The organism is Streptomyces sp. NBC_01808 (genome assembly GCF_035917395.1).
Taxonomy (GTDB): Bacteria; Actinomycetota; Actinomycetes; order Streptomycetales; family Streptomycetaceae; genus Streptomyces.
Map to the genome: position 1 here is coordinate 1,585,981 of NZ_CP109072.1, position 21,090 is coordinate 1,607,070.

Annotated in this window: 17 protein-coding genes and 2 pseudogenes; 10 read left to right on the forward strand and 9 right to left on the reverse strand. The window is 75.2% G+C overall.

Going from position 1 to position 21,090, the window contains the following annotated elements:
* The first annotated feature begins 188 nt into the window (after nt 1-188).
* From cbiE to cobC, 6 genes and pseudogenes are all read left to right on the forward strand, one after another.
* The gene (gene cbiE, locus OG946_RS06630) at nt 189-1,541 is read left to right on the forward strand and encodes a precorrin-6y C5,15-methyltransferase (decarboxylating) subunit CbiE (protein WP_442814589.1); all 1,353 of its coding nucleotides are present in this window, start codon (nt 189-191) and stop codon (nt 1,539-1,541) included.
* The gene (cobJ, locus tag OG946_RS06635) at nt 1,538-3,250 is read left to right on the forward strand and encodes a precorrin-3B C(17)-methyltransferase (protein ID WP_326795210.1); all 1,713 of its coding nucleotides are present in this window, start codon (nt 1,538-1,540) and stop codon (nt 3,248-3,250) included. Before cbiE ends, cobJ begins: the two co-directional genes overlap by 4 nt.
* Nucleotides 3,247-3,543: an indolepyruvate ferredoxin oxidoreductase subunit alpha gene (locus OG946_RS06640; protein WP_326795211.1), complete on the forward strand. Its 297-nt coding sequence runs from the start codon at nt 3,247-3,249 to the stop codon at nt 3,541-3,543. Before cobJ ends, OG946_RS06640 begins: the two co-directional genes overlap by 4 nt.
* Nucleotides 3,540-4,127, forward strand: a pseudogene (locus tag OG946_RS06645) (precorrin-8X methylmutase); the annotation flags it as partial. The gene OG946_RS06640 and the pseudogene OG946_RS06645, both read left to right, overlap by 4 nt.
* Nucleotides 4,128-4,288: 161 nt before the next feature.
* Nucleotides 4,289-5,236, forward strand: a complete 948-nt coding sequence (locus OG946_RS06650; RefSeq protein WP_326795213.1) for a sirohydrochlorin chelatase — start codon at nt 4,289-4,291, stop codon at nt 5,234-5,236.
* Nucleotides 5,226-6,311, forward strand: a complete 1,086-nt coding sequence (gene cobC, locus OG946_RS06655) for an Rv2231c family pyridoxal phosphate-dependent protein CobC (protein WP_326795214.1) — start codon at nt 5,226-5,228, stop codon at nt 6,309-6,311. Before OG946_RS06650 ends, cobC begins: the two co-directional genes overlap by 11 nt.
* Nucleotides 6,312-6,330: 19 nt before the next feature.
* Here the strand turns inward: cobC and OG946_RS06660 are convergent, their stop codons facing one another.
* Together OG946_RS06660 and OG946_RS06665 are read right to left on the reverse strand one after the other, a co-directional pair.
* The gene (locus OG946_RS06660; RefSeq protein WP_326795215.1) at nt 6,331-7,878 is read right to left on the reverse strand and encodes a hypothetical protein; all 1,548 of its coding nucleotides are present in this window, start codon (nt 7,876-7,878) and stop codon (nt 6,331-6,333) included.
* A 695-nt stretch (nt 7,879-8,573) separates the two neighbouring features.
* Nucleotides 8,574-10,112, reverse strand: coding sequence for an aldehyde dehydrogenase (NADP(+)) (locus OG946_RS06665; protein WP_326795216.1), 1,539 nt, complete (start codon nt 10,110-10,112; stop codon nt 8,574-8,576).
* A 137-nt stretch (nt 10,113-10,249) separates the two neighbouring features.
* Here OG946_RS06665 and OG946_RS06670 point away from each other — a divergent pair, with 137 nt between their 5' ends.
* The 4 genes from OG946_RS06670 (at nt 10,250) to OG946_RS06685 (ending at nt 14,239) form a co-directional block, all read left to right on the forward strand.
* A complete protein-coding gene (locus OG946_RS06670) occupies nt 10,250-11,023 on the forward strand; it encodes an IclR family transcriptional regulator (RefSeq protein WP_326795217.1) in 774 nt (257 codons plus the stop codon).
* Nucleotides 11,024-11,141: 118 nt separating this feature from the next.
* Entirely contained in the window at nt 11,142-12,251 is a 1,110-nt protein-coding gene (locus OG946_RS06675; protein ID WP_326795218.1) for a hypothetical protein, read from the forward strand.
* Nucleotides 12,252-12,254: 3 nt separating this feature from the next.
* A complete protein-coding gene (locus OG946_RS06680) occupies nt 12,255-13,493 on the forward strand; it encodes a sensor histidine kinase (protein WP_326795219.1) in 1,239 nt (412 codons plus the stop codon).
* Between the two features lie 110 nt (nt 13,494-13,603).
* A complete protein-coding gene (locus tag OG946_RS06685; RefSeq protein WP_326800164.1) occupies nt 13,604-14,239 on the forward strand; it encodes a response regulator transcription factor in 636 nt (211 codons plus the stop codon).
* Nucleotides 14,240-14,250: 11 nt separating this feature from the next.
* On the opposite strand, the pseudogene OG946_RS06690 reads toward OG946_RS06685, so the two are convergent.
* The 7 genes and pseudogenes from OG946_RS06690 to OG946_RS06720 all read right to left on the reverse strand — a co-directional run.
* A pseudogene (locus OG946_RS06690) lies at nt 14,251-14,694 on the reverse strand (zinc-binding dehydrogenase); the annotation flags it as partial.
* Nucleotides 14,695-14,932: 238 nt separating this feature from the next.
* Nucleotides 14,933-15,484 carry a S1 RNA-binding domain-containing protein gene (locus OG946_RS06695; RefSeq protein ID WP_326795220.1) on the reverse strand — a complete coding sequence of 184 codons (552 nt, stop codon included), beginning with the start codon at nt 15,482-15,484 and terminating at the stop codon, nt 14,933-14,935.
* Nucleotides 15,485-15,593: 109 nt separating this feature from the next.
* Nucleotides 15,594-16,430, reverse strand: coding sequence for a hypothetical protein (locus OG946_RS06700; protein WP_326795221.1), 837 nt, complete (start codon nt 16,428-16,430; stop codon nt 15,594-15,596).
* Between the two features lie 5 nt (nt 16,431-16,435).
* Entirely contained in the window at nt 16,436-16,693 is a 258-nt protein-coding gene (locus OG946_RS06705) for a hypothetical protein (RefSeq protein WP_326795222.1), read from the reverse strand.
* A gap of 30 nt (nt 16,694-16,723) precedes the next feature.
* Nucleotides 16,724-18,172, reverse strand: a complete 1,449-nt coding sequence (locus OG946_RS06710) for an NCS2 family permease (RefSeq protein WP_326795223.1) — start codon at nt 18,170-18,172, stop codon at nt 16,724-16,726.
* A 164-nt stretch (nt 18,173-18,336) separates the two neighbouring features.
* Complete coding sequence (locus OG946_RS06715) at nt 18,337-19,617, reverse strand: pectate lyase family protein (RefSeq protein ID WP_326795224.1); 1,281 nt, start codon at nt 19,615-19,617, stop codon at nt 18,337-18,339.
* Nucleotides 19,618-19,685: 68 nt separating this feature from the next.
* Nucleotides 19,686-21,011 (reverse strand): ABC transporter substrate-binding protein, encoded by a 1,326-nt coding sequence (locus OG946_RS06720; protein WP_326795225.1) that lies wholly within the window; start codon nt 21,009-21,011, stop codon nt 19,686-19,688.
* Nucleotides 21,012-21,090: the final 79 nt, after the last annotated feature.

The window sequence follows — 21,090 nt, forward strand, 5'->3', positions numbered from 1 at the left end:
TGGGCCCGCTGGGCCCGGCCCTGGACCGGATCGCGGCGTACGTGGGGCGAGATGCGTGGGCGCCGGCGGACGAGACCGACGCGGCGAAGCCGCGGGGTGCGGCTGAGGCAGACTCCCGCGGGGCTTCCGACGGGGAACTCCAGGCAGAGGCGGCAGAGGCGCGCGCACGGCTCGGGGCGGAATCGCGGGTGGGGCCCGGGACGGAGCCCCATGGGGGCCGGGGGGCGCAGCCCCCGGTGGGGTCCGGGGCGGAGTCCCGGGTGGGGGTCGGGGGCGGAGCCCCCGGCGGGGGGCTCGGGGGCGCAGCCCCTGAGTTTCGGGAAGGGGCGGGGACGGGGAAAACCCCCCGACCACCCACCCGCGTCGTCGTACTCGCCTCGGGCGACCCCGGGTTCTTCGGGGTTGTTCGGGTGCTCGCCGAGCGCTTCGGGCCCCGCCTCCTCGACATCCGCCCCGCCGTCCCCTCCCTCGCCGTCGCCTTCGCCCGCGTCGGGCTTCCCTGGGACGACGCCGTCGTCGTCAGCGCCCACGGGCGCGGCCTCCGTACCGCCGTCAACGTCTGCCGCGCCCATCCCAAGGCCGCCGTCCTCACCGGACCCGGTGCCGGCCCCGCCGAACTCGGCGCCGCGCTCGCCGGCTCCGGCGTGCCCCGTACCCTCGTCGTCGGCACCGGACTCGGCTCCGCCGGCGAGGACATCGTGCGCCTCTCCCCCGCCGACGCCGCCGCCCGCCCCTGGCCGCCGCAGTCCGTCAACGTCGTGCTCTGCCTCGACCCGCGCCCCGGCCGCACCCTCGCCCCCGCGCAGCGCGCACTCGCGGGCCCCGGCCCGTATCCCCTCGCCCGCCGACCCGGTGACGGCTGGGCGCTGCCCGAGGGGGACTTCGAGCACCGCGCCGGCATGGTCACCAAGTACGAGGTCCGCGCCCTCGCCCTCGCCCGGCTCGCGCCCCGCCTCGGCGACCTGGTGTGGGACGTGGGCGCCGGGTCCGGGTCCGTCGCGGTGGAGTGCGCACGGTTCGGGGCCGCCGCCGTCGCCGTGGAGCGGGATCCCGAGAGCGTCGTACGGATCCGGGCCAACGCGGCGGCGCACGGCGTCGACGTGCAGGCGGTGCACGGTACGGCCCCCGCCGCGCTGGCCGGACTCCCCGACCCCGACGCGGTGTTCGTCGGCGGCGGGGGCGGCGACGTGGCGGAGGTCGTCGCGGCGTGTGCCCGGCGGGCGCGGCGGGCAGTGGTCGTGACGCTGGCCGCCGTCGACCGGGTGCCGGGGGTACGCGCCGCGCTGGCGGCGGCCGGGTTCGCGGTGGACGGCGTACTGCTGCAGTCCTCCCGGCTCGCGCCGCTGCCCGGCGAGGTCACGCGACTCGCGGCGACGAACCCGGTGTTCGTCCTGTGGGGCCGCCGGGACGTACGTACGGAAGCACGGCGGGAGCCGACGAGCGGACAGCCACCGGACGCCCCCTCACCCACACATGACACCCCACCCGCGACTTCCCCAGGAGAACCCGTGACCGCCCCGCCCCGCCGGACCGCCCCGTGATCGGCCTCGTCGCCGCCACCGCCGCCGGCTCCGCCGCCGCGCAGCGGCTGGCCGACGCCTGGCCCGGCCGGACCCGCCGCTACGACGAGGGCCCGGTCCGTACCGCCGTCGCGCGCGCCTTCGCCGACTGCGACCAGCTCGTCTGCTTTCTCGCCACCGGCGCCACCGTCCGCCTCCTCGCCCCCCTGCTCCGCGGCAAGGCCGCCGACCCCGGCGTGGTCTGCGTCGACGAGGCGGGCCGCTTCGCCGTCGCGCTCCTCGGCGGCCACGGCGGCGGCGCCAACGACCTGGCCGCCGAGGTCGCCGACCTGCTCGGCGACGGGTGCACGCCGGTCGTGACCACCGCCACCGACGCCGTCGGCATCCCGGGGCTCGACTCCGTCGGCTGGCCCGCGGAAGGCGCGGTCGCCGCCGTGACGCGCGCGGTGCTGGACGGCGCTCCGGTCGCGCTGCGGGCCGACGCGACGTGGCCGCTGCCCGCGCTGCCGCCGCACGTCGGGGTGCGCGGCGTGGCGACGGACGTCCGCCTCTACGTCACCGACCGCCGCCTGCCGCTCGCGGCCCGCGAGGCGGTGCTCCGTCCGCCGTCCCTCGTCGTCGGCGTGGGGGCCAGCCGCGGCGCCGGGGTGGACGAGGTGCTGGGCCTCATCCAGGACGCCCTCGACGGGGCCGGGTTGAGCCCGCGCTCCGTGGCCGCGCTCGCCACCGTCGACGCCAAGGCCGGAGAACCGGGCCTGCTCGCCGCCGCCGAGCGCCTCGGGGTGCCGCTGCGCACCTTCCCCGCCGCCGAGCTGGCCGCCGTCGACGTGCCCACGCCGTCCGCCGCGCCCCTCGCCGCCGTCGGCACGCCCAGCGTCGCGGAGGCCGCGGCGCTCACGGCCGCGGGCCCGGGCGCCGAACTCCTCGTACGCAAACGGAAGTCCACCCCCGCGGACCGCCCCGCCATGGCCACCTGCGCCGTCGCCCGGCGCCGCCCCCGCGGGCGGCTCGCCGTCGTCGGCCTCGGGCCCGGCGCCCGCGACCTGCTGACGCCGCGCGCCCGCGCCGAGTTGCGCCGGGCGTCGGTGGTCGTCGGCCTGGACCAGTACGTCGCGCAGATCCGCGACCTGCTCCGGCCCGGCACCCGGGTCCTCGCATCGGGGCTGGGCGCCGAGGAGGAGCGGGCCCGTACCGCCGTCGCCGAGGCCCGCGCCGGGCACGCGGTGGCGCTGGTCGGCAGCGGCGACGCGGGGGTGTACGCGATGGCCTCGCCCGCGCTGGCGGAGGCGGGCGCGGACATCGACGTCGCCGGCGTGCCCGGCGTGACGGCGGCGCTGGCCGCCGCGGCGCTGCTGGGCGCCCCGCTGGGGCACGACCACGTCTCCGTCAGCCTGTCCGACCTGCACACCCCGTGGGAGGTCATCGAGCGCCGGGTGCGGGCGGCGGCGGAGTCGGACCTCGTGGTCACGTTCTACAACCCGCGCAGCCGCGCCCGCCGCCGCCAGCTCCCGGAGGCGCTGGCGCTGCTGGCGAAGCACCGTGAGCCGGGGACGCCGGTGGGCGTCGTACGGAACGCCTCCCGCCCGGACGAACACGTGCTGCTGACGACGCTCGCCGAACTCGACCCGGAGACCGTGGACATGATGACCGTGGTGACGGTCGGCAACTCGGCGACCCGCGAGATCGCGGGCCGGATGGTGACGCCGCGCGGCTACCGGTGGCAGACGTGAACGCCCGTACGCGCACGGCCGCGCCCCCGGCCGCCGCGGAACACACCGCCGCCCGAGCGGCCACGGCCGACGGCGAACCCGCCCCCCGGCCGGCGGGAGTCCCGGCCCTCACCCTCACCGTCAACGACCGCTGCACCGGCTGCGGCGCCTGCCTCCTCACCTGCCCCGCACACGCCGTCCGCCCTCGCGGCGGCGCCCTGTTCGTCCGCGCCGACCTGTGCACCGGCTGTCTGGAGTGCGTGGAGGTCTGCCCAGCCGACGCCATCGACGAGGCCCCCGAGGAGTGCCCGTGACGAGGACCGTCCACCCCATCGAGGAGGAGTCGTACCGCCGGCTGCGCGCCCGCGTCGACACCGCTCATCTGCCGCCGCTGACCCGCGCGGTGGTCGAGCGGGTCGTCCACTCCTCCGCCGATCCCGCCTACGCCGGCGACCTGGTGTGTGACGAGGCGTCGCTGCGCGCCGCGCACGCCGCGCTGCACGCGGGCGCGCCGGTCGTCGCCGACGTCGAGATGGTCGCGGCGGGCATCACCGCCCGCAGGGCGGTCTGCCGGCTGCGCGAGGCGGTGGCCGCGCCCGGTCTGACCCGCTCGGCGGCGGCGGTGCGGCTGGCGTACGAGGTGGTGGGCGACGGCGCCGTGTGGGTGGTCGGCTGTGCGCCGACGGCGCTGGAGGAGCTGCTCGCACTGGGCGCGGACCCGGCACTGGTGGTCGGGCTGCCGGTGGGCTTCGTGGGGGCGGTGGAGAGCAAGGCGGCGCTACGGGCCACGGGGCTGCCGGCGATCAGCAACGTCTCGGAGAAGGGCGGTTCCGCGGTGGCCGCGGCCGCCCTGAACGCTCTCCTCTACGCGCCGCACCCGGCGTCCGCGCACCGCACGGGCACGGACCCCGGGTCCCCGAGCCCGGCCACCGACGGGAACCCGCCCTCCAGCGGCGCCAACCCGCCCCCCGCCGCGCCCCCGCCCAGCCCCGGCCCGTAGCAACCCCCAGCGCCGACCCGCCCGGCCCCGCCGGGGCCCGTACCACCGAGGAGACGCAAGTGACCAAGCCCGCCCTGCTCATCGCCGGTCATGGCACCCGTGACGCCGCCGGTGCCGAGGCGCTCCGCGCGTTCGTGCGCGTGCTCGCCGAGCGCAGCCCCGGGCTGCCCGTCGCCGGGGGGTTCATCGAGCTGTCACCGCCCCCGCTGGGCGAGGCCGTCGCGCAGCTCGTGGCGCGCGGGGTACGGCACTTCGCCGCCGTGCCCCTCATGCTGGTCTCCGCCGGGCACGCCAAGGGCGACATCCCCGCCGCCCTCGCCCGCGAGAAGGAGCGCCACCCCGGCCTCTCGTACGCCTACGGCCGCCCCCTCGGCCCGCACCCGAAGCTCCTCGCCGTCCTGGCGCGCCGGGTGGCGGAGGCCCAGAGCACCGAACGGGCCCGCACCACCGTCCTCCTCGTCGGCCGCGGCTCCACCGACCCGGACGCCAACGCCGAGGTCCACAAGGCCGCCCGGCTGCTCTGGGAGGGCCGCGGGTACGCGGGCGTGGAGACGGCGTTCGTGTCGCTCGCCGCGCCGGACGTGGCCGCCGGGCTGGAGCGCTGCCGCCGGCTGGGCGCGGAACACGTCGTCGTACTGCCGTACTTCCTCTTCACCGGGGTCCTCCCCGAACGCGTCGCCCACCAGGCGCGGCAGTGGGCGGCGGCGCACCCCGATGTCGTCGTGCGCACGGCGGGCGTCATCGGCCCGGCGGAGGAACTGGTGGAGCTGGTGACGGAACGGTACGAAGAGGCCGTCGCCGGGGACCTGCGCATGAACTGCGACTCCTGCGTCTACCGCATCGCCCTCCCCGGCTACGAGGACAAGGTCGGCGCCCCGCAGCAACCCCACTTCCACCCCGACGAGGACGGCACGGACCACGACCACGGCCCGGGGCACGGCCAGACCCGCACCCACGGCCCCGGCCCGGGTCACCACCACCACGGCGACCACGCCCATGCGCACTGAACCCTCCCCGCCGCCCACCCCGCACGACCTCCGCCACCACGGCGACGCCGAACTCCGCGACGCCGCCCCCGGCCTCACCGACCTCGCCGTCAACGTCCGCGCCGGCACGCCTCCCGCCTGGCTGAAGGCCCGCCTCGCCGCCTCCCTCGACCGGCTCGCCGCCTACCCCGACGGCCGCGCCGCGCGCGCCGCCGTCGCCGCCCGCCACGGGGTGCCGGCCGACCGGGTGCTGCTCACCGCGGGCGCGGCGGAGGCGTTCGTGCTGCTGGCCAGGGCGCTGCGGCCCGCGGTGCGCCGGGCGGTGGTCGTGCACCCGCAGTTCACGGAGCCGGAGGCGGCGTTGCGGGACGCGGGGTACGCCGTGGACCGGGTGCTGCTGCGCGCGGAGGACGGCTTCGGGCTGCCTCCGCGGGCGGTGCCGGAGGATGCCGACCTCGTCGTCGTCGGCAACCCCACCAACCCGACGTCCGTCCTCCACCCCGCCGCCGCCCTCGCCGCGCTGGCCCGGCCGGGGCGCGTCCTCGTCGTGGACGAGGCGTTCATGGACGCGGTGCCGGGCGAGCGGGAGTCGCTGGCCGGGCGCACCGGCGTCCCCGGCCTGGTCGTCCTGCGCAGCCTGACGAAGACCTGGGGGCTCGCGGGCCTGCGCGTCGGCTACGTCCTCGGCGACCCCGGAACGGTCGCCGCGCTGGCGCGGGCCCAGCCGCTGTGGCCGGTGTCGACACCCGCCCTGATGGCCGCGGAGGCGGTGTGCGCGCCGCGGGCGCTCGCGGAGGCGGAGGCGGCGGCGCGGGCGGTCGGCGCGGACCGGGCGTATCTGCTGGGCAGGCTCGGGGAGTTCGCCGAGGTCACGACCGCGGGGACGGCGGCGGCACCGTTCGTGCTGGTCCATGTGGCGGGTGCGGGCGGCGCCGCCGCCGGTCTCGTCGTACGCGAACGGCTGCGCGGCCTCGGCTTCGCCGTACGCCGCGGCGACACCTTCCCCGGCCTCGGCCCCGGCTGGCTGCGGCTCGCGGTGCGGGACCGGCGGACGACGGACCGGTTCGCCGAGGCGCTGGCCCGGGCGCTGAGTTGAGAAGCCGTCCGCGGGGCGGTCACGGCAGCCGGAGAACGACCAGTTCGCGGACCGGATCGGCGCGCGTCCAGCCGGCGGCCCGCCCGGCGTACGGACGGCCCACCTCGGCGTCGCCGCGGCTGAACCGCTGCCGGGTGCCGGGCGGGGCGGTGACGGGTACCTCCACGCCGGCCGGCGCCCGCACCGTCACGGTGCCGCCGACGCGGTACGCGGTGACCTTCCCGTTCCGTACCGCCTCCGCCCAGACGGAGCGGCGCTGGAGGTCGCGGGCGATGGCCCGCTGGCGGGGGTTGTCGAGCGGGGTGCCGGGGGTGAACAGGCGGCGGTAGTCGGCGAGTACACGGTCGAGGAGGGGGTACGCGATGCGGTCCTCGGCGAGGTTCGACTGGTGGAGGTAGTGCGGGGCGGGGTCGGCGGCGAGGACGTGGCCGAGGGCGGCGCGGGCGGCGAGGGGGACGAGGTACGAGCGGTAGCCGGACTCCGGGTCGAGCGGGGCGGCGGGCCGAAGGGTGCCGCCGCCACCCTCCCCGCCGCCACCGTCCGCCGCAACGCCGCCCACGTCCCGCCTCCCGTCTCCGGCAACGCCGTCCTCGCCCCGGCTCCCGGCCGCGTCCCCGTACCGGTACTCGTACTGGTCGATCTGCTCCCGCTCCCTCCCCGCCCCCGCGAACAGCCCCAGCCGGTACCGCGGCACCGTCGACGCCGTCCCCACCCGCCGCGCCAGCGGGTCCCGGGCCCGGTCGGCGGCCAGCCAGCGGACGCCCGTCGTGCCCAGGGCGGGCGCGAGGTTCGGGTTGTCGAGCGGCTGCCCCGTCGGGGCGGCGAGCCCGGTGTGTCCTGCGGTGACCAGCTCGTCCCTGCGCACGATCAGGTTCCGTGCCCACCCCCAGCCGACGTTCTCCTCGATCTGCCGCGCGATGCGCCGCTCCGGCGTCCACCGCACCTCGCCCGCCGCGTCCCGCGCGCAGCCCGCAGCATCGCCGCCGCGGACGCAGCCCAGCGGCGCGCGATCGTACGTGCCGTTGATCCACCGGTACGCCTCGCGGTCGGTGATCAGCCGGTCGGCCAGCGCGTCGGCGCCGCCGTGCGCCCGGCGGTGGCGCTCGGCGGCGCCGCCGCTGTAGACGAGGTCGAGGGTGAAGTCCCGGTCGGCCGACCAGTCGCGGGCGTACACGGCGTCGCCGCGGTCCATCCGGATCGGCGGCAGGTCGGCGCAGCCGGTAGTGCCGGAGGTGCAGTCGCCGTCCGGGTCCCAGCGGGCGTCGCGGCCGAGGACGCCGTCGACCTGGACGGCGAACCCGTAGCGGGCGGCGCCCAGATGCACGCCTCCGGTGGCCCAGTCGACGATGCCGCGGGCCAGCAGCCGGTAGGCGAGCCGGTCGCCGGGGTCGCCGAAGGTGACGAGGAGCCTTCGCCGCCCGTCGTCGGCGTACTCGCCGACGAGCGCGCCCCGTGCGCGCGGCTTCCCGGGCACGGCGGCGTCCACGTACGGCGTGAAGTCCGGGCCCGGCAGTACGAGATGGCCGTACGTCTCGGCCGCCCGCGGATCGAGGTCCGCGAACGGCACGGAACCCGCGAGGTAGCCGAAGGGCCCGGCCCGCCCGGCGGGGGTGACGCGGGCCGTGCGGCCGTCGAGCCGACCGGACCACGCGGGTGCGCCGAGGGCGGAGTGCGGTCCTGGGGCGGCGTGGGCGTCGACCTGGCGGATGCCGAAGCGCCGCTCGTACGCGGCGAGGGCGGCGGTCTCGGCGCGGCCACGGCGGGAACGGCACCGGCGACACCGCCACCCGCCCCCCGGCCACCGCCACCCGGCTCCACCGCGCCACCGCCGCCCGGTACCACCACGGCCTGATACCGCGCCCGCGGCCGCCCCTTCTCCGCGCCGGCCAGGAACTCCTCGTCGATCCGCGGCCGGCCGCGCTCCCCCAGCCGCACCGCCGTGACCGGCGTGCCGATCGCCGCCAGGTGCTCGGCGATCGCCGCGACCGGCTCCCCGCCGTCGTCCACGACGAGGACGCGGAGGTCCACGCGCGGCGTGTCCGCGGTACGGGCGTTCGGGACGGCGGCGAACGACAGCGCGGCGGCGAGCGCGCACGCCGCGGCCAGGCGCCTGGACCGGACCATGGTGCTCCTCCCCGGGAGCGTTTTCGGGCTCTCCCGGGGAGCCATCCTGCGGGACGGGACGGGGGCGCGGCGCCTCGCGCCACCCGTACGGGCGACGGCGGCGGGCGGCGTTCGAACCGCCGCCGCCCGCCCCGCGCGTCAGTTCTCCCGGACGCCGTCCACCGTGCGGGGCACGCCCGCGGGGTTGTCCTCGCGCAGCTCGGCGGGCAGCAGCGCCTGGGGCGCGTTCTGGTACGTGACCGGGCGCAGCCAGCGCTCGATCGCCGTGCCGCCGACGGACGTCGAGGTGGACGTCGCCGCCGGGTAGGGGCCGCCGTGGTGCTGCGCGGGGGCGACGGCGACGCCCGTGGGCCAGCCGTCGACGAGGATCCGCCCGGCGAGCGGCGTCAGTTCGGCGAGCAGCCGCGCCGCACCGCCGTCGCCGGCGCCCGCGTCCCCGGCCTCCGCCGTGCCCAGGTGCGCGGTCGCCGTGAGGTTGCCCGGCAGCCCGGCCAGCACCGCGGAGACCTGCGGTACGTCCTCGTACCGGACGATGACGGTGACGGGCCCGAAGCACTCCTCCGTCAGCAGCTCGTACTCCCCGCCGCCCGCGAGGCGTTCGGCGTCGACGGTGAGGAAGCCGCCGCTGACGGTGTGCTCGCCGTTCGCGCCCGGCGTCACCGGGCTCTCCACGCCGGGCAGCTCCGCCCGTTCCCGTACACCTGCGACGAACGCCTCCCGCATCCGCGGGTCGAGCATCACGCCCGGCTCGGTGTCGCTGACCGCCGCGGTGAGCGAGGTGACGAGCCGGTCGCCGGCCTCGCCCGCCGGCACCAGCACCAGGCCCGGCTTCGTGCAGAACTGCCCGACGCCCAGCGTCATCGACCCCGCGAGCCCCGCGCCGATCTCCTCGGCGCGCTCGGCGGCCGCCGCCCCGCTGACGACGACGGGGTTGAGGCTGCCCAGCTCGCCGTGGAACGGGATGGGCCGGGGGCGGGCCGCCGCGGCGTCGAACAGGGCCCGCCCGCCGCGCACCGAGCCGGTGAACCCGGCGGCGGCGACGACGGGATGGCGTACCAGCTCCACGCCCGCGTCGAAGCCGTGCACGACGGAGACGACCTCCTGCGGCAGCCCCGCCTTCTCGGCCGCGCGGTGCATCAGCGCCGCGGACAGCTCGGAGGTGCCCGGGTGGTCGGGGTGGGCCTTGACCACGACCGGGCAGCCGGCGGCGAGCGCGCTGGCGGTGTCGCCGCCGGGGACGGAGAAGGCGAGCGGGAAGTTGGAGGCGGAGTAGACGGCGACGACGCCGAGCGGCACCTTCCAGCGGCGCAGGTCGGGCCGCGGCGGGGCGAGGGCGGCGTCGGCGTGGTCGATGCGCACGTCGAGGAAGTCGCCGGCCTCGGCGATGTCGGCGAAGGCGCGCAACTGGTAGGTCGTGCGGGTGAGTTCGCCGCTGAGCCGGCCGGGCCCGAGGGCGGTCTCGGCGTCGGCGCACTCGACGACCTTGTCGACGTGCTGGTCGAAGAGGTCGGCCGCGGCCCGCAACAACCGGGCGCGCTGCGCGCGTTCGGCGAGCGCCGGGGCGGCGGCGTGCGCGGCGCGTACGGTCTCGTCGACCTCCTCGGCGGTCGCCTCGGTGGCGACCTGCTCCCGGCGGTTACCGGTGCGGGGATCGACGCTCCAGACTGGTGCGGACAACTGAGATATCTCCGTTCCTCTTGCACACATGGCGGACGGTGACCGACGATACCGTTGGTTCGGTATTCTGAACGCCGTCTCTATACATGAATTTTTCTAGGACTTTTATCGCTGCGGCAGCAGAGGGGTCAAGCGCCATGGGGGTCGCCGACGCCGGTGGGGGTGGACAGGTCAAGTCTGCCGTCCGCACCGTGGAACTGCTCGAGTATTTCGCGGCCAGGCCCGGAATGCACAGCCTCGGTGACGTCCAGCATGCCGTCGGCTACCCCAAGTCCAGCCTCTACATGCTCCTTCGCACGCTCACGGAGCTGGACTGGGTGGAGACCGACGCGACCGGCACACGGTACGGGATCGGGGTGCGGGCGCTGCTCGTCGGCACGGCGTACATCGACGGCGACGAGGTCGTCGCCGCCGCCCGGCCGACCCTCGACCGGCTCGCCGACGACACGACGGAGACGATCCACCTGGCGCGGCTGGACGGCGTGAACATCGTCTACCTCGCCACCCGCCAGTCCCAGCACTACCTGCGGCCGTTCACCCGCGTCGGCCGCCGGCTTCCTGCGCACGCGACGGCGCTGGGCAAGGCGCTGCTCGCGACGTACTCCGACGAGGAGATCCGCAAGCTGCTGCCCGAGTCGCTGGCGCCGCTGACCGAGCACACGGTCACGGACCGGGAGCGGCTGATCGAGGAGCTGCACGGGGTACGCGAACGCGGCTACGCCCTGGACCGGGAGGAGTCGACGCTGGGGCTGCGCTGCCTGGGGGTCGCGGTCCCGTACCGGACGCCCGCGCGGGACGCCATCAGTTGCTCGGTGCCGGTGGCGCGACTGACGCCGGCGCACGAGCAGGGGATCCGCGACGCGCTGCTCGACGCCCGCGACCGGCTGACGCTGGCGACGCGGCACCTCTGAGCCGGCCCGCCGCTCCTGGGCGTACGACCGGGCGGCGGGGCCGTCTCCGCCGCGCGGCGGAGGCGGATCGTCGGCGCGGGCGACGTACGGGACAGGGGCCGGACGGGAACGTGAGGGCATGGACGTCACCGACCCGCACCCCTCTCGCACCGCCCGCACGCTGCGCCTCGTCGCCGCCGTCGCCTGCCTGCCGTACCTGTCGCTGAAGACCGCCTGGATCGCCGGCGGCACCGTCGGCATCCCGGCCGGGAGCGAGCTGCTGGAGAAGCGCGGCACCATGGCCGCCGTCAACTCCCTCACGGTCCTCATGGACGCGGCCGTCATCGTGCTGGCCTTCGCGCTGACGCGGCCGTGGGGCCGCCGGATCCCGGCGTGGCTGGTCGCGCTGCCGCTGTGGGTCGCCACCGGGCTGCTCGCGCCGATCGTGGTGGGCTTCCCGCTGCAGGCGGTGATCGGCCTCTTCGGCGGCGATGGCGCCGGGGCGGACGACGGTGAGCCGTTCCTGGACGAGTGGGTGTTCACCGTCGTGTACACCGGCTTCGGCGTGCAGGCGCTGGCGCTGGGCTGGCTGTTCGCGCTGTACGTACGCGACCGCTGGGGCCACCTGCTCCGCGGCCGGCTCGCCGGCCTGCCCCCGTCGCCCAGCGCACCGGCGCAGCGCGTGCTCGCGGCGCAGGCCGCGGTCATCGCGCTGCTGGTCGCGGGGCTGCACCTGAGCTGGGCGCTGGGTTCGACGGCGGGCCTGTCCGGCCACCTGATCGGGCAGCGCTCCGCGAACCTCCGCGTGAACGAGGCGATCCAGGTCGCCTTCGCACTGGCCGCCGCTTCTGGCGTCGTCCTCCTCGCCCACCGCCCGCGCCCGCGCACCCGCCTGGCGACGGCCGTGGCCCTGGGCTGGACCGGCGGGGCGGCGCTGGCGGCGTGGAGCGGTTGGATGCTGCTCGCGTCGCTGGTCACGGAGAACCCGGTACGGGGCGACAGGCAGCCGACCCAGCCGATGAACCTCGCCTACGCTGGCGGCATGATCACCGGCCTGCTGGTCCTCGCGGTGGGCGCCACCCTGCTCGCGGAGCGCGCGGCGGCGGTATCCGCGGGCGGCCCGCGGCCCGCCGGCCGCGCGGCGTCCGCCGGAGGCGCCGGGCCGCGGCCCCCCGCCGTGCCCGCCTCCCCCACCGGCCCCGCGCGGGGGCCGGTACCCGCGGGCCCGCCGCCGCGCGGGCGGGGCTGATCGGTGTCCGCGGGGGTCGTGCGGCTTCGCTGGGCCCATCTGCTGCTCGGCGGGGCGCTGCTCATGCCGTACTTCCTGCTCGTCAGCGTGGCGCTCCAGGTCGCGGACCACGACGCCGACACCTTCCGCAGCCTGGGCTGGCAGGTGGTGGCGTACCTGCTGGCCCTGCCGCTGGTGGCGGCGACGCCGCTGGCATTCCCGATGGTGCGGACGCTGGAGACCTCCGCCGCGCAGGCGCTGTGCCGGGTGCTGGGCGGGCTGCCGGGTGCCGGGCGGGACCGGTCGTGGGCGGCGCGGCGGCGGACGGCGGGGTGGTTCACGCTGCACGTGGGGCTGGGGGCGCTGGTCAGCGGGGCGACGCTGGCGGTGCCGCCGATGGCGGTGGTGCTGCTCGCGACGCCGTTCTGGAGCGAGTTGCGCGAGCGGGACTGGGGACTGCTCGCGGTGCCCGCGTGGCTCGCCCCGCCGCTCGGCCTCGCACTGCTGGCCGCGCTCACCGCCGCCGCGGCCGCCGCCGGCCTGCTGCTGGCCCGCGCCGCCCCCGCGCTCCTCGGACCCACCCCGGCCGACCGGCTCGCCGCCGCCGAGGAGCGCGCCGCCGACCTGGCCCGCCGCAACCGCCTGGCGCGGGAGCTGCACGACTCGGTAGGCCATGCGCTGAGCGCGGTGACACTGCAGGCGAGCGCGGCGCGGCGGGTCTTCGACCGGGAGCCGGAGTTCGTACGGGAGGCGCTGGCGGCGATCGAGGGCACGACCCGCTCGGCGGTCGCGGAACTGGACACGGTGCTGGGGCTGCTGCGGCAGGAGGACGCCGCCGCCGGTCCAGACCCCGGCCCCGGCTCCGGCCACGCGCCGGCGCCGGACCTGGCCCGCGATCTCGACACGCTGCTGGCGCGCACCCGGGCGGCGGGGGCGACGGTGCGGGTGGACGTGGCCGCGGATACGGCGGCGCTGCCGGGGCCGGTGTCGCGGGAGGCGTACCGGATCGTGCAGGAGGGGCTGGGGAACGTCCTGCGGCACGCGGGCCCGGTGCCGGTACGACTGCGGATCACGGTGGCGGACGGAGAGTTGGGGATCGTGCTGGAGAACGACGTACCGGAGACGGCGCACGGGGCGGCACCCGCCGCCCGCGGCGGCCGGGGGCTGCGCGGGATCACCGAACGCGCGCGGCTGCTCGGCGGCGCCGCGGAGGCGGGCCCGTACGAGCAGGGCTGGCGGCTGACGGCGAGGCTCCCGCTGTGAACGAGCCGCGCCAGGACGCCGAAGAGCCGCCGCGGACGCCGCAGTCCGGGGCCGGCGAGCCGCACACCGCCGCGCGGCCGGCCGGGCGGCCGGACGCGCGGCCGCTCCGCATCGTCGTCGCGGACGACGAGCGCATGGTGCGTACCGCGCTCCGCGCCATCCTCTCCGCCGAGGACGACCTGACCGTCGTCGGCGAAGCCGCCACCGGCGCCGAGGCGGTGTCCGTCGTACGCCGCCTGGAGCCCGACGTCGTGCTGATGGACGTACGCATGCCGGAGATCGACGGCATCCGCGCCACCGAGCAGCTCCTCCGCACGATGTCTGTCCCGCCCCGCATCATCGTCGTCACGACCTTCGAGAACGACTCGTACGTCTACGACGCGCTCCGTGCCGGCGCCGCAGGCTTCCTCCTCAAGCGCGCGGGCGCCGCCGACCTGGTCCAGGCCGTACGCCTCGTGGCCCGCACCGACTCCCTCCTCTACCCCGCCGCCGTCCGCGCCCTGGCCGCCGCACACGCCAGAACCCACCGCACCACCGCGCTCCGCGCCCGGCTCACCGACCGCGAGGCCGACGTACTGCGGCTGATGGCGCGGGGGCTGACGAACGCGGAGATCGCCGCGCGGCTGGACATCGGCGCGGCGACGGTGAAGTCGCATGTCGCCGCGCTGCTCGCCAAGTTGGGCGCCCGGGACCGTACGCAGGCGGTGATCGCCGCGTACGAGTCGGGCTTCGTCACCCCGGGCTGAGTGCGCCGGGCTCAGAGGCGGACCACGATCTTCCCCCGCGTGTGCCCGCGCTCGGCGTAGGCGTGGGCGTCCGCGATCTCTTCGAGCGGGTAGGTCCGCTCGATGCGCGGTGTGTAGCGGCCCTGCCAGCCGAGTTCGGCGGCTTCCGCGAGAAGCGCGGGGTCGTTCTCCGCGTGGGCCCAGTGCACCCCGAGGCGCTGCGCGTCGGGGTAGTCGGCGACCGTGGCCACGCGGGCGGGGTCGCCCACGACTGCGACGAGATCGGCCAGGGACCCGGAGGCGGCGGTGTCGAGCGCGAGGTCGACGCCGTCGGGAGCGAGGGTGGCGAGGCGCTCGGCGAGGCCGGGGCCGTAGGTGGTGGGAACGGCTCCGAGGGAGGTGAGGAAGTCGTGGTTGCGCTCGCCGGCCGTCCCGACGACGGTGGCGCCCTGGGCCACCGCGAACTCGACCTCGACCACGAGGGTCTCCACACCGCCGTACTCGTGATACCGGACTGCACGCATGACGTTCTGCCTTCCCCACGGCCCGACCCGGCCGCTCGTACGATCGCGGGCTGCCTGCTCGGCACGTGCCGAGAAGCCCACGCTAAAACCTCACGCCAACGTCAGAAGCAAGCCACGCGGACCACCGCCGACGTCACACCGGATCCGCGCTTGCGCGGCGGGTTCACCGGCAAGCTGCACCTGAGCACTCCTAGGCGACACCTTCAGCAGCCAGGACGACACGGGTCCGATCCAGGTCGACGGCGACTATCCGCACCGATACGTCCTGTCCCTCGCGGACACTCATCGCCATGTCCGCGGCCGGCTCGGCGAGCGGAACGAGCCCTTCGACGCAGTCGGCGATGCGCACGAAGAAGCCGATCGGCGCGATCTTCGTGACACGCCCGGTGACAACCTGCCCGACACGCTCCACGAACTGAGGGAGCAGGTCCTCGTGCTCGGCCCATTCCCGGAGAGCGACGCCCACCTGGTGATTGTGCTCGGCATGCCAGACCACCTCACCGGTGACGACCTGTCCCACGGTCGGCAGTTCCATGCACCTGGGCATCCTGTCGACTCTGGCCAGGCCGACGGCTTCCGGGTGGCCGTCAAGGGAGAGGAAGGCGCCGAAGGGCTGCCTACCGGTGACCTCACCGGCGATCGGGGTACCGACAGGCAGAGAGCGAACCGTCTCCAGCCACTCCGCGGCGGTACCCGCTTCATGGAACCGGCCGTTTTCGGAGGGCCACGAGTACTCGCTCATGCACCGATCATGGCACGCAAGCCGCCTGCCGAACGCGTGCCATGGCGCTGCTCATGCTCGACCGCACTGCCGGAATCGCCGAACTGCTACCGCAACGTCGGGAGGCAGGCTAGAGGGCTGACGGCTGGGGCAGGACGGCGGCGAAGAGGGTGAGTGAGGTGTCGTGGTTCGTGGTGACACCGGTCGCGACGAAGCGGTTGCCCCGTTGCCATACGTCTGGGGACTCCCGGGAGGGGATGCCGAGTCCGTTCAGGGCGGGGGTCACGGGATCCTCCCCTTCGGGGCGGAGTGCCAGGGGTGGTCCCCAGACGGCTGCCAGTTCGGCGCGCAGGTTCTGCTGGAGATCGGCGAAGTCTTCCCGCAGGTACTCCCTCTCCCGCAGCGAGGCCGGTTTCTCACGGCCCTCCCACAAGGGGACCACGAAAGCGTCGGCCGTGGCGGGGGACCGGTCGCAGAGCTGCCTGACGAACAGCGGCCACAGTGCCTCGTCAGCGGGCGCCGAATCGGTCCACCGCCGGGCGACGGCGACACAGAGCTCGAACGGGTGCTCCCTCTCGGTCTTCTGGAGGCCGAGGAGCACGACCCGGTCCCCGTGGGCCCAGGCGTATACGGGCCACGCCTGGAGGTATTCCAGCAGCGCGGCGGAGAAGTCGGCGGAGTCCGTGTCGGATGCGCAGCGGGTGCCCCAGCGCTCGTCCAGCGCCGCGGCCAAGTCGTCCCTCTCGGCCCGGAAAAGCTGTTCTATGGGGGCCTGGTACGCGTCTGAGGGGTTCTCGTCGAAGGGTTCGCTGACGCGCAGGAAGATCTGGATGCACCGCGGCGTGGCCTCGTACACCTCGAACTCCTCCTGGTAGCCGTCGGGGAACGTCAAGGCCAGCAGCCCTTCGATGTATGAGGGCCAGGCGGAGGAATCCTCCGGAGGGGGTGGGACAACGATCTCGTTCATGGCCTTCAGACATCTCCAGCAGAGGTGGCGAGGCGGGCGCAGAGTACGTGGCCGGTGGTGATGTCCTGGCGCGGGAGGGCCAGGCCCAAGGCGCGCTCCAGGCCGGCGAAGAGCAGTCCCACGGGGTCGGTCCAGTGGGTCAGTTCCTCCGCGCGGCGTATGAGGCCGCCGTCCGTGATCCGCACCCGCTCGCCCGTCTCCGCGACCCGGCCGACGGCCGGCTCGAAGTCCGAGACGAACTCGCTCAGTTCGACGCTCTCCATGCCCACGGACGCTACGGGACAGGTCTGACATCACACCCCGAGCAGGTCCTCGATCGGCTCGATCGCGAAGTAGATCACGAACAGCACCGACACCGCCCACATCAGCGGGTGCACCTTCCGGGCGCGGCCCATGACCGTCTGGAGGAGCACGTACGCGATGAAGCCGGCGCCCAGGCCGTTGGTGATCGAGTACGTGAACGGCATCACGGCGATCGTGAGGAACGCCGGGACGGCGATCTCGTAGCGGGTCCAGTCGACGTGGCGTACCTGCGTCATCAGCAGGAAGCCGACCGCGATCAGCGCGGGCGCCGCGGCCTGGGAGGGGACGACCAGGGCCAGCGGGGTGAAGAGGAGGGCCAGGGCGAAGAGTCCGCCGGTGACGAGGTTGGCCAGGCCGGTGCGGGCGCCTTCGCCGACGCCTGCGGCGGACTCGATGTAGCTGGTGCTGGAGGAGCCGGAGGCGGCGCCGCCGAAGACGGTGGCGAGGCCGTCGACGAAGAGGAGGCGGCCCAGGCGGGGGACGCGGCCCTGCTCGTCGAGGAGGCCGGCCTCGCTGGTGACGCCGACCGCCGTGCCCATGGTGTCGAAGAAGTCGGTGAGGAAGAGGGTGAAGACGAGCAGCACCACGGTCACCGCGCTGACCTCGTCGAACGCGCCGAAGAAGCTGAACTCCCCGAGCAGCCCGAAGTCCGGCGCCTCGACCACGTCGCCGGGCCAGTCCGGGACGGTCAGGCCCCATGCCTCGTCGGCGATGTCGGCGAGGGAGTTGATGACGATGGCGACGACGGTCATCGTCAGGATGCTGATGAGGATGGCGCCCTTCACGCCCCGTGCGAGGAGCGACACGGTGAGCAGCACACCGGCGCAGAAGACGAGGACCGGCCAGCCGCTGAGCGACCCGGTGCTGCCGAGTTGCAGCGGGACGGTGGTGTCGGCGACGTCCGGGATGCGGGTGGCGAAGCCGGCGTCGATGAAGCCGATGAGGGCGATGAACATGCCGATGCCCACGCTGATCGCGACCTTCAGCGGCTGCGGGATGGCGTGCATGACGGCCTCACGCACGCCGGTGGCGGCGAGGAGGCAGACGATGATGCCCTCCAGCACGATGAGCCCCATCGCGTCGGGCCAGGTCATCAGGGGAGCGATCTGGTACGCGACGACGGCGTTGATGCCGAGCCCGGCGGCGAGCGCGAGCGGGAGGTTGGCGGTCACCCCCATGAGCACGGTCATCACGGCGGCGACGAGGGCGGTGACGGTGACGAGCTGACCGAAGTCGAGCTGGTTGCCGTATTTGTCCTCGGCGCCGCTGAGGATGATCGGGTTGAGCACGAGGATGTACGCCATCGTGAAGAACGTGGCGAGTCCACCGCGTATCTCCCGTCCGACGGTGGACCCGCGCTCACGTATGCGGAAGAAACTCTCCAGCCCCCCGGAACTCGGCGCTGACGAAGGGGACTTGTCGGCAATCTGGTCGGACACGGGGGTGCTCCTGAACGGCGACGGGGACGGTTGCCGTGCACACGGCAGGTCGCATTGTGCCTGCTGAGCCGCCTGATCAGGTTGAGCTTGTGTTACACCTCAGCGGCGGAGCCGTACAGCTACGCGCCCCGCGCACGGATCGTTCCGCCGGGTACGCGGCCGGCTCAGCCGATCCGGCCCGCTCCCGCCCGCGGCACCACCACGCCCGCCACCGCCCGCGGATCGTCGACCCGGGTGCGCAGCGTCGGGGTCCAGCCGGCGTCCCGCTGGAGCGGGGTGTCCGGGTGGGCCGCGTTGTGGGCCGCGATGAGGTCGGTCGGGACGTCGTTGACGGTGTTGTGGGCCGCCGTCAGCGGTGCCTCGCTCCACTTCTTCAGGATCCGGCCCGCGCCGGTCCCCGGCGGCAGGCGGAAGGAGTTCTTCTCCGCCACCAGCCGCGACTCGAAGCCGATACCGAAGGAGTACGAGTACGACTCCGCCGCGATCACGTAGTGGTTGTTGTACGCGTCCACCTGCCCGAAGCGCACCCGCGGCGCCCGCTCCCCCACCTCGCGGAACAGGTTGTGGTGCAGCGTCACCCGCAGCCTGCCGCGGTCCGTGCCGCCCGCCCCGTCGCTGTTGCCGATCATCAGGGTCTTGGCGTGGTCCTCGAAGACGTTCCAGGAGACCGTGACGAGGTCCGCGCCGCGCACGATGTCGAGTTCGCCGTCGTGCCGCTGGTACAGCTCGCCGTAGTGGTGCGGCAGGGAGCTGTCGGGGTGGCGGCCGTCGGTGAAGGTGTTGTGGTCCAGCCAGACGTGGGTGGAGTTGTGGACCACGGCCGCGTCGTACTCGGAGTTCCAGGCGCCGCGGTCGCCGTCCGTGGGGTCCCACTGGGGGAAGCAGTCGAGCGGGCTCTCCAGCGTGAGGTTGCGGACGATGACGTTGTCGGCGTCCTTGAGCTGCAGGCTGGCGCCCCTGATGGCGGCGTTGCGGCCGACGCCGACGACGGTGGTGTCCGAGGGCACGTACGCCTTGACGGCGGCGGCCTGGTTCGCGGCGGAGGCGGCGCGGGCCTCCTCCTGAGGGCCGCTGACCGGGGTGTCGTAGCCCCAGACGGCGGGGTCGTAGTCGGCGAGGTAGCGGTCGAAGTCGTAGCCGGGGGCCTCGTACGCGGCGCAGCCGGCCGCGCCGGCGTCGATCGTGCCGGCGACGCGGACGATCTGCGGCTCCCCGGCGCCCGCCGCGAGCGCGGCGCGGAACCCGTCCCAGGTACGGACCGTGCGGACGTTCTCCCGGCCCGCCGCGGCGCCGCCCGTCGTGCCGCCGGCCGCCGACGCCCAGCCGTCGCCCGCCGGGAGGGTGCCGCGGGCGGGGTCGTGCCCGTACGCGGGGGTGGCCGCCGTGGCCAGCAGTGCCGCGCAGCACGCGAGCACACCCGCCGCGTGCCGTGTCAGGTGACGCATGTGCGGCTCCTTCACAGAGTCGGTGCCGGCGGGCCGGCGGCCGCACACGGCCGCCGGCCCGCGGGGGATCACTGCTGCTCCTGCCACTCCGCCCGGGCCTCGTTCAACTGGTCCGCCATCCCGTCCAGGAACTCCTTCGCGGTCAGCTCGCCGAGGAGCACCTTCTGGAACGCCGGCTCGTTCCCCGTCTTGCTGATGTCGTTCCAGTCCGGGAGGTAGTACGGCAGTTGGACGATCTCCGTGCTGCCGTCCGTCAGCGACGCGAAGGCGGCGTTGTCCCGCGCCGACTCCTTGATCCAGGGGTCCCCGGCCGCCTCGGTGTTGGCGGGGATCTGCGCCGCCGCCTCGTTCCAGGTGCTGTTGGCCTCGTGCGCCGCGGCGAACTCGATGAACTTCCAGGCCGCGCCCTTGTTGTCGCTCGACTTGAAGAGCCCCAGGCCGTCGACCGGGTTGGAGACCTGCACCCGCTTCCCGCCGGGCCCCGTCGGCTGCGGCAGGCCCGCGAAGCCGCCCTCACCCAGGGCCTTCAGATGGTCCTGGTACGAGCCGAGGTTGTGGCTCAGCATCCCGATGTCGCCGTTGTCGAACTGCGCGACCATCTTCACGAAGTCGTTGTTCACGTCCGCCTCGGGCGTGACGTCCCCGTACAGCCCGACGTACTTCTCCAGCGCCGCGACGTTCTCCGGCGCGTTGACCGTCGTCTCGTCGCCGTCCCAGAAGTCGGTGATCCCCGACTGCCCGTACATCGCGTCCAGCGCCTGCGCGATGGAGCCCTCGCCGCCGCGGATGGTGTAGCCGAAGGCGTTGTTCTCCTTGTCGGTCAGCTTCCCGGCGGCGGCGTAGAACGCGTCCCAGGTGGTCGGCGGGGCGAGCCCGGCGTCCTCGAAGAGGTCCGTGCGGTACCACAGCGTGCCGTTGTTGGCGGAGGTCGGCACGGAGTACATCTCCTCGCCGCGCCCGCCCGCGGCCCGGACGCTCTCGGTCATGCTCTCGGCCAGCACCCCCTTCAGCGCGCCGTCCTCGATCCGGCCGCCGACGGGCTCCAGCGCGTCCTGCGCGACCATGTTCGCGAGGTACGAGGTGGTGACGCCGCCGACGTCCGGCAGCCCCCCGCCCGCGATGGCGGTGTCGTACTTGGACTGCACGTCGTTGATCGGGATCGGCACGTACTCGACGTCGATGTCCGGGTGCGCCTTCTCGAAGTCCGCGATGATCTCCTTCCACACCGGCGTGCGCACTCCGCCGTTGTTGTCCCAGAAGGTGATCGAGCCCGCGCCCTTCCCCTCGCTGCCGCCGCCGGTGCTGCCGTCGTCGCCGCAGGCGGCCGCGGTGAGGGTGAGCGCGCCCGCCAGGCAGACGGCGGCGGCTGCTCTCAGTGGTGTGGTCGTGGTCATGTGTCGGCTCATTTCGGTGGGATGAAGGAGGTACGGGTCGGGGGTACGGGGTCGGAGGGGGAACGGCGGCGGCGTACGG

Bases quoted from the DNA above. Each gene is read 5' to 3' on its own strand.
- cobC (WP_326795214.1), top strand. From the start codon at position 5,226: ATGCGCACTGAACCCTCCCCGCCGCCCACCCCGCACGACCTCCGCCAC.
- OG946_RS06670 (WP_326795217.1), top strand. From the start codon at position 10,250: ATGGGGGTCGCCGACGCCGGTGGGGGTGGACAGGTCAAGTCTGCCGTC.
- OG946_RS06675 (WP_326795218.1), top strand. From the start codon at position 11,142: ATGGACGTCACCGACCCGCACCCCTCTCGCACCGCCCGCACGCTGCGC.
- OG946_RS06695 (WP_326795220.1), bottom strand. From the start codon at position 15,484: ATGAGCGAGTACTCGTGGCCCTCCGAAAACGGCCGGTTCCATGAAGCG.
- OG946_RS06700 (WP_326795221.1), bottom strand. From the start codon at position 16,430: ATGAACGAGATCGTTGTCCCACCCCCTCCGGAGGATTCCTCCGCCTGG.
- OG946_RS06705 (WP_326795222.1), bottom strand. From the start codon at position 16,693: ATGGAGAGCGTCGAACTGAGCGAGTTCGTCTCGGACTTCGAGCCGGCC.
- OG946_RS06715 (WP_326795224.1), bottom strand. From the start codon at position 19,617: ATGCGTCACCTGACACGGCACGCGGCGGGTGTGCTCGCGTGCTGCGCG.
- OG946_RS06720 (WP_326795225.1), bottom strand. From the start codon at position 21,011: ATGACCACGACCACACCACTGAGAGCAGCCGCCGCCGTCTGCCTGGCG.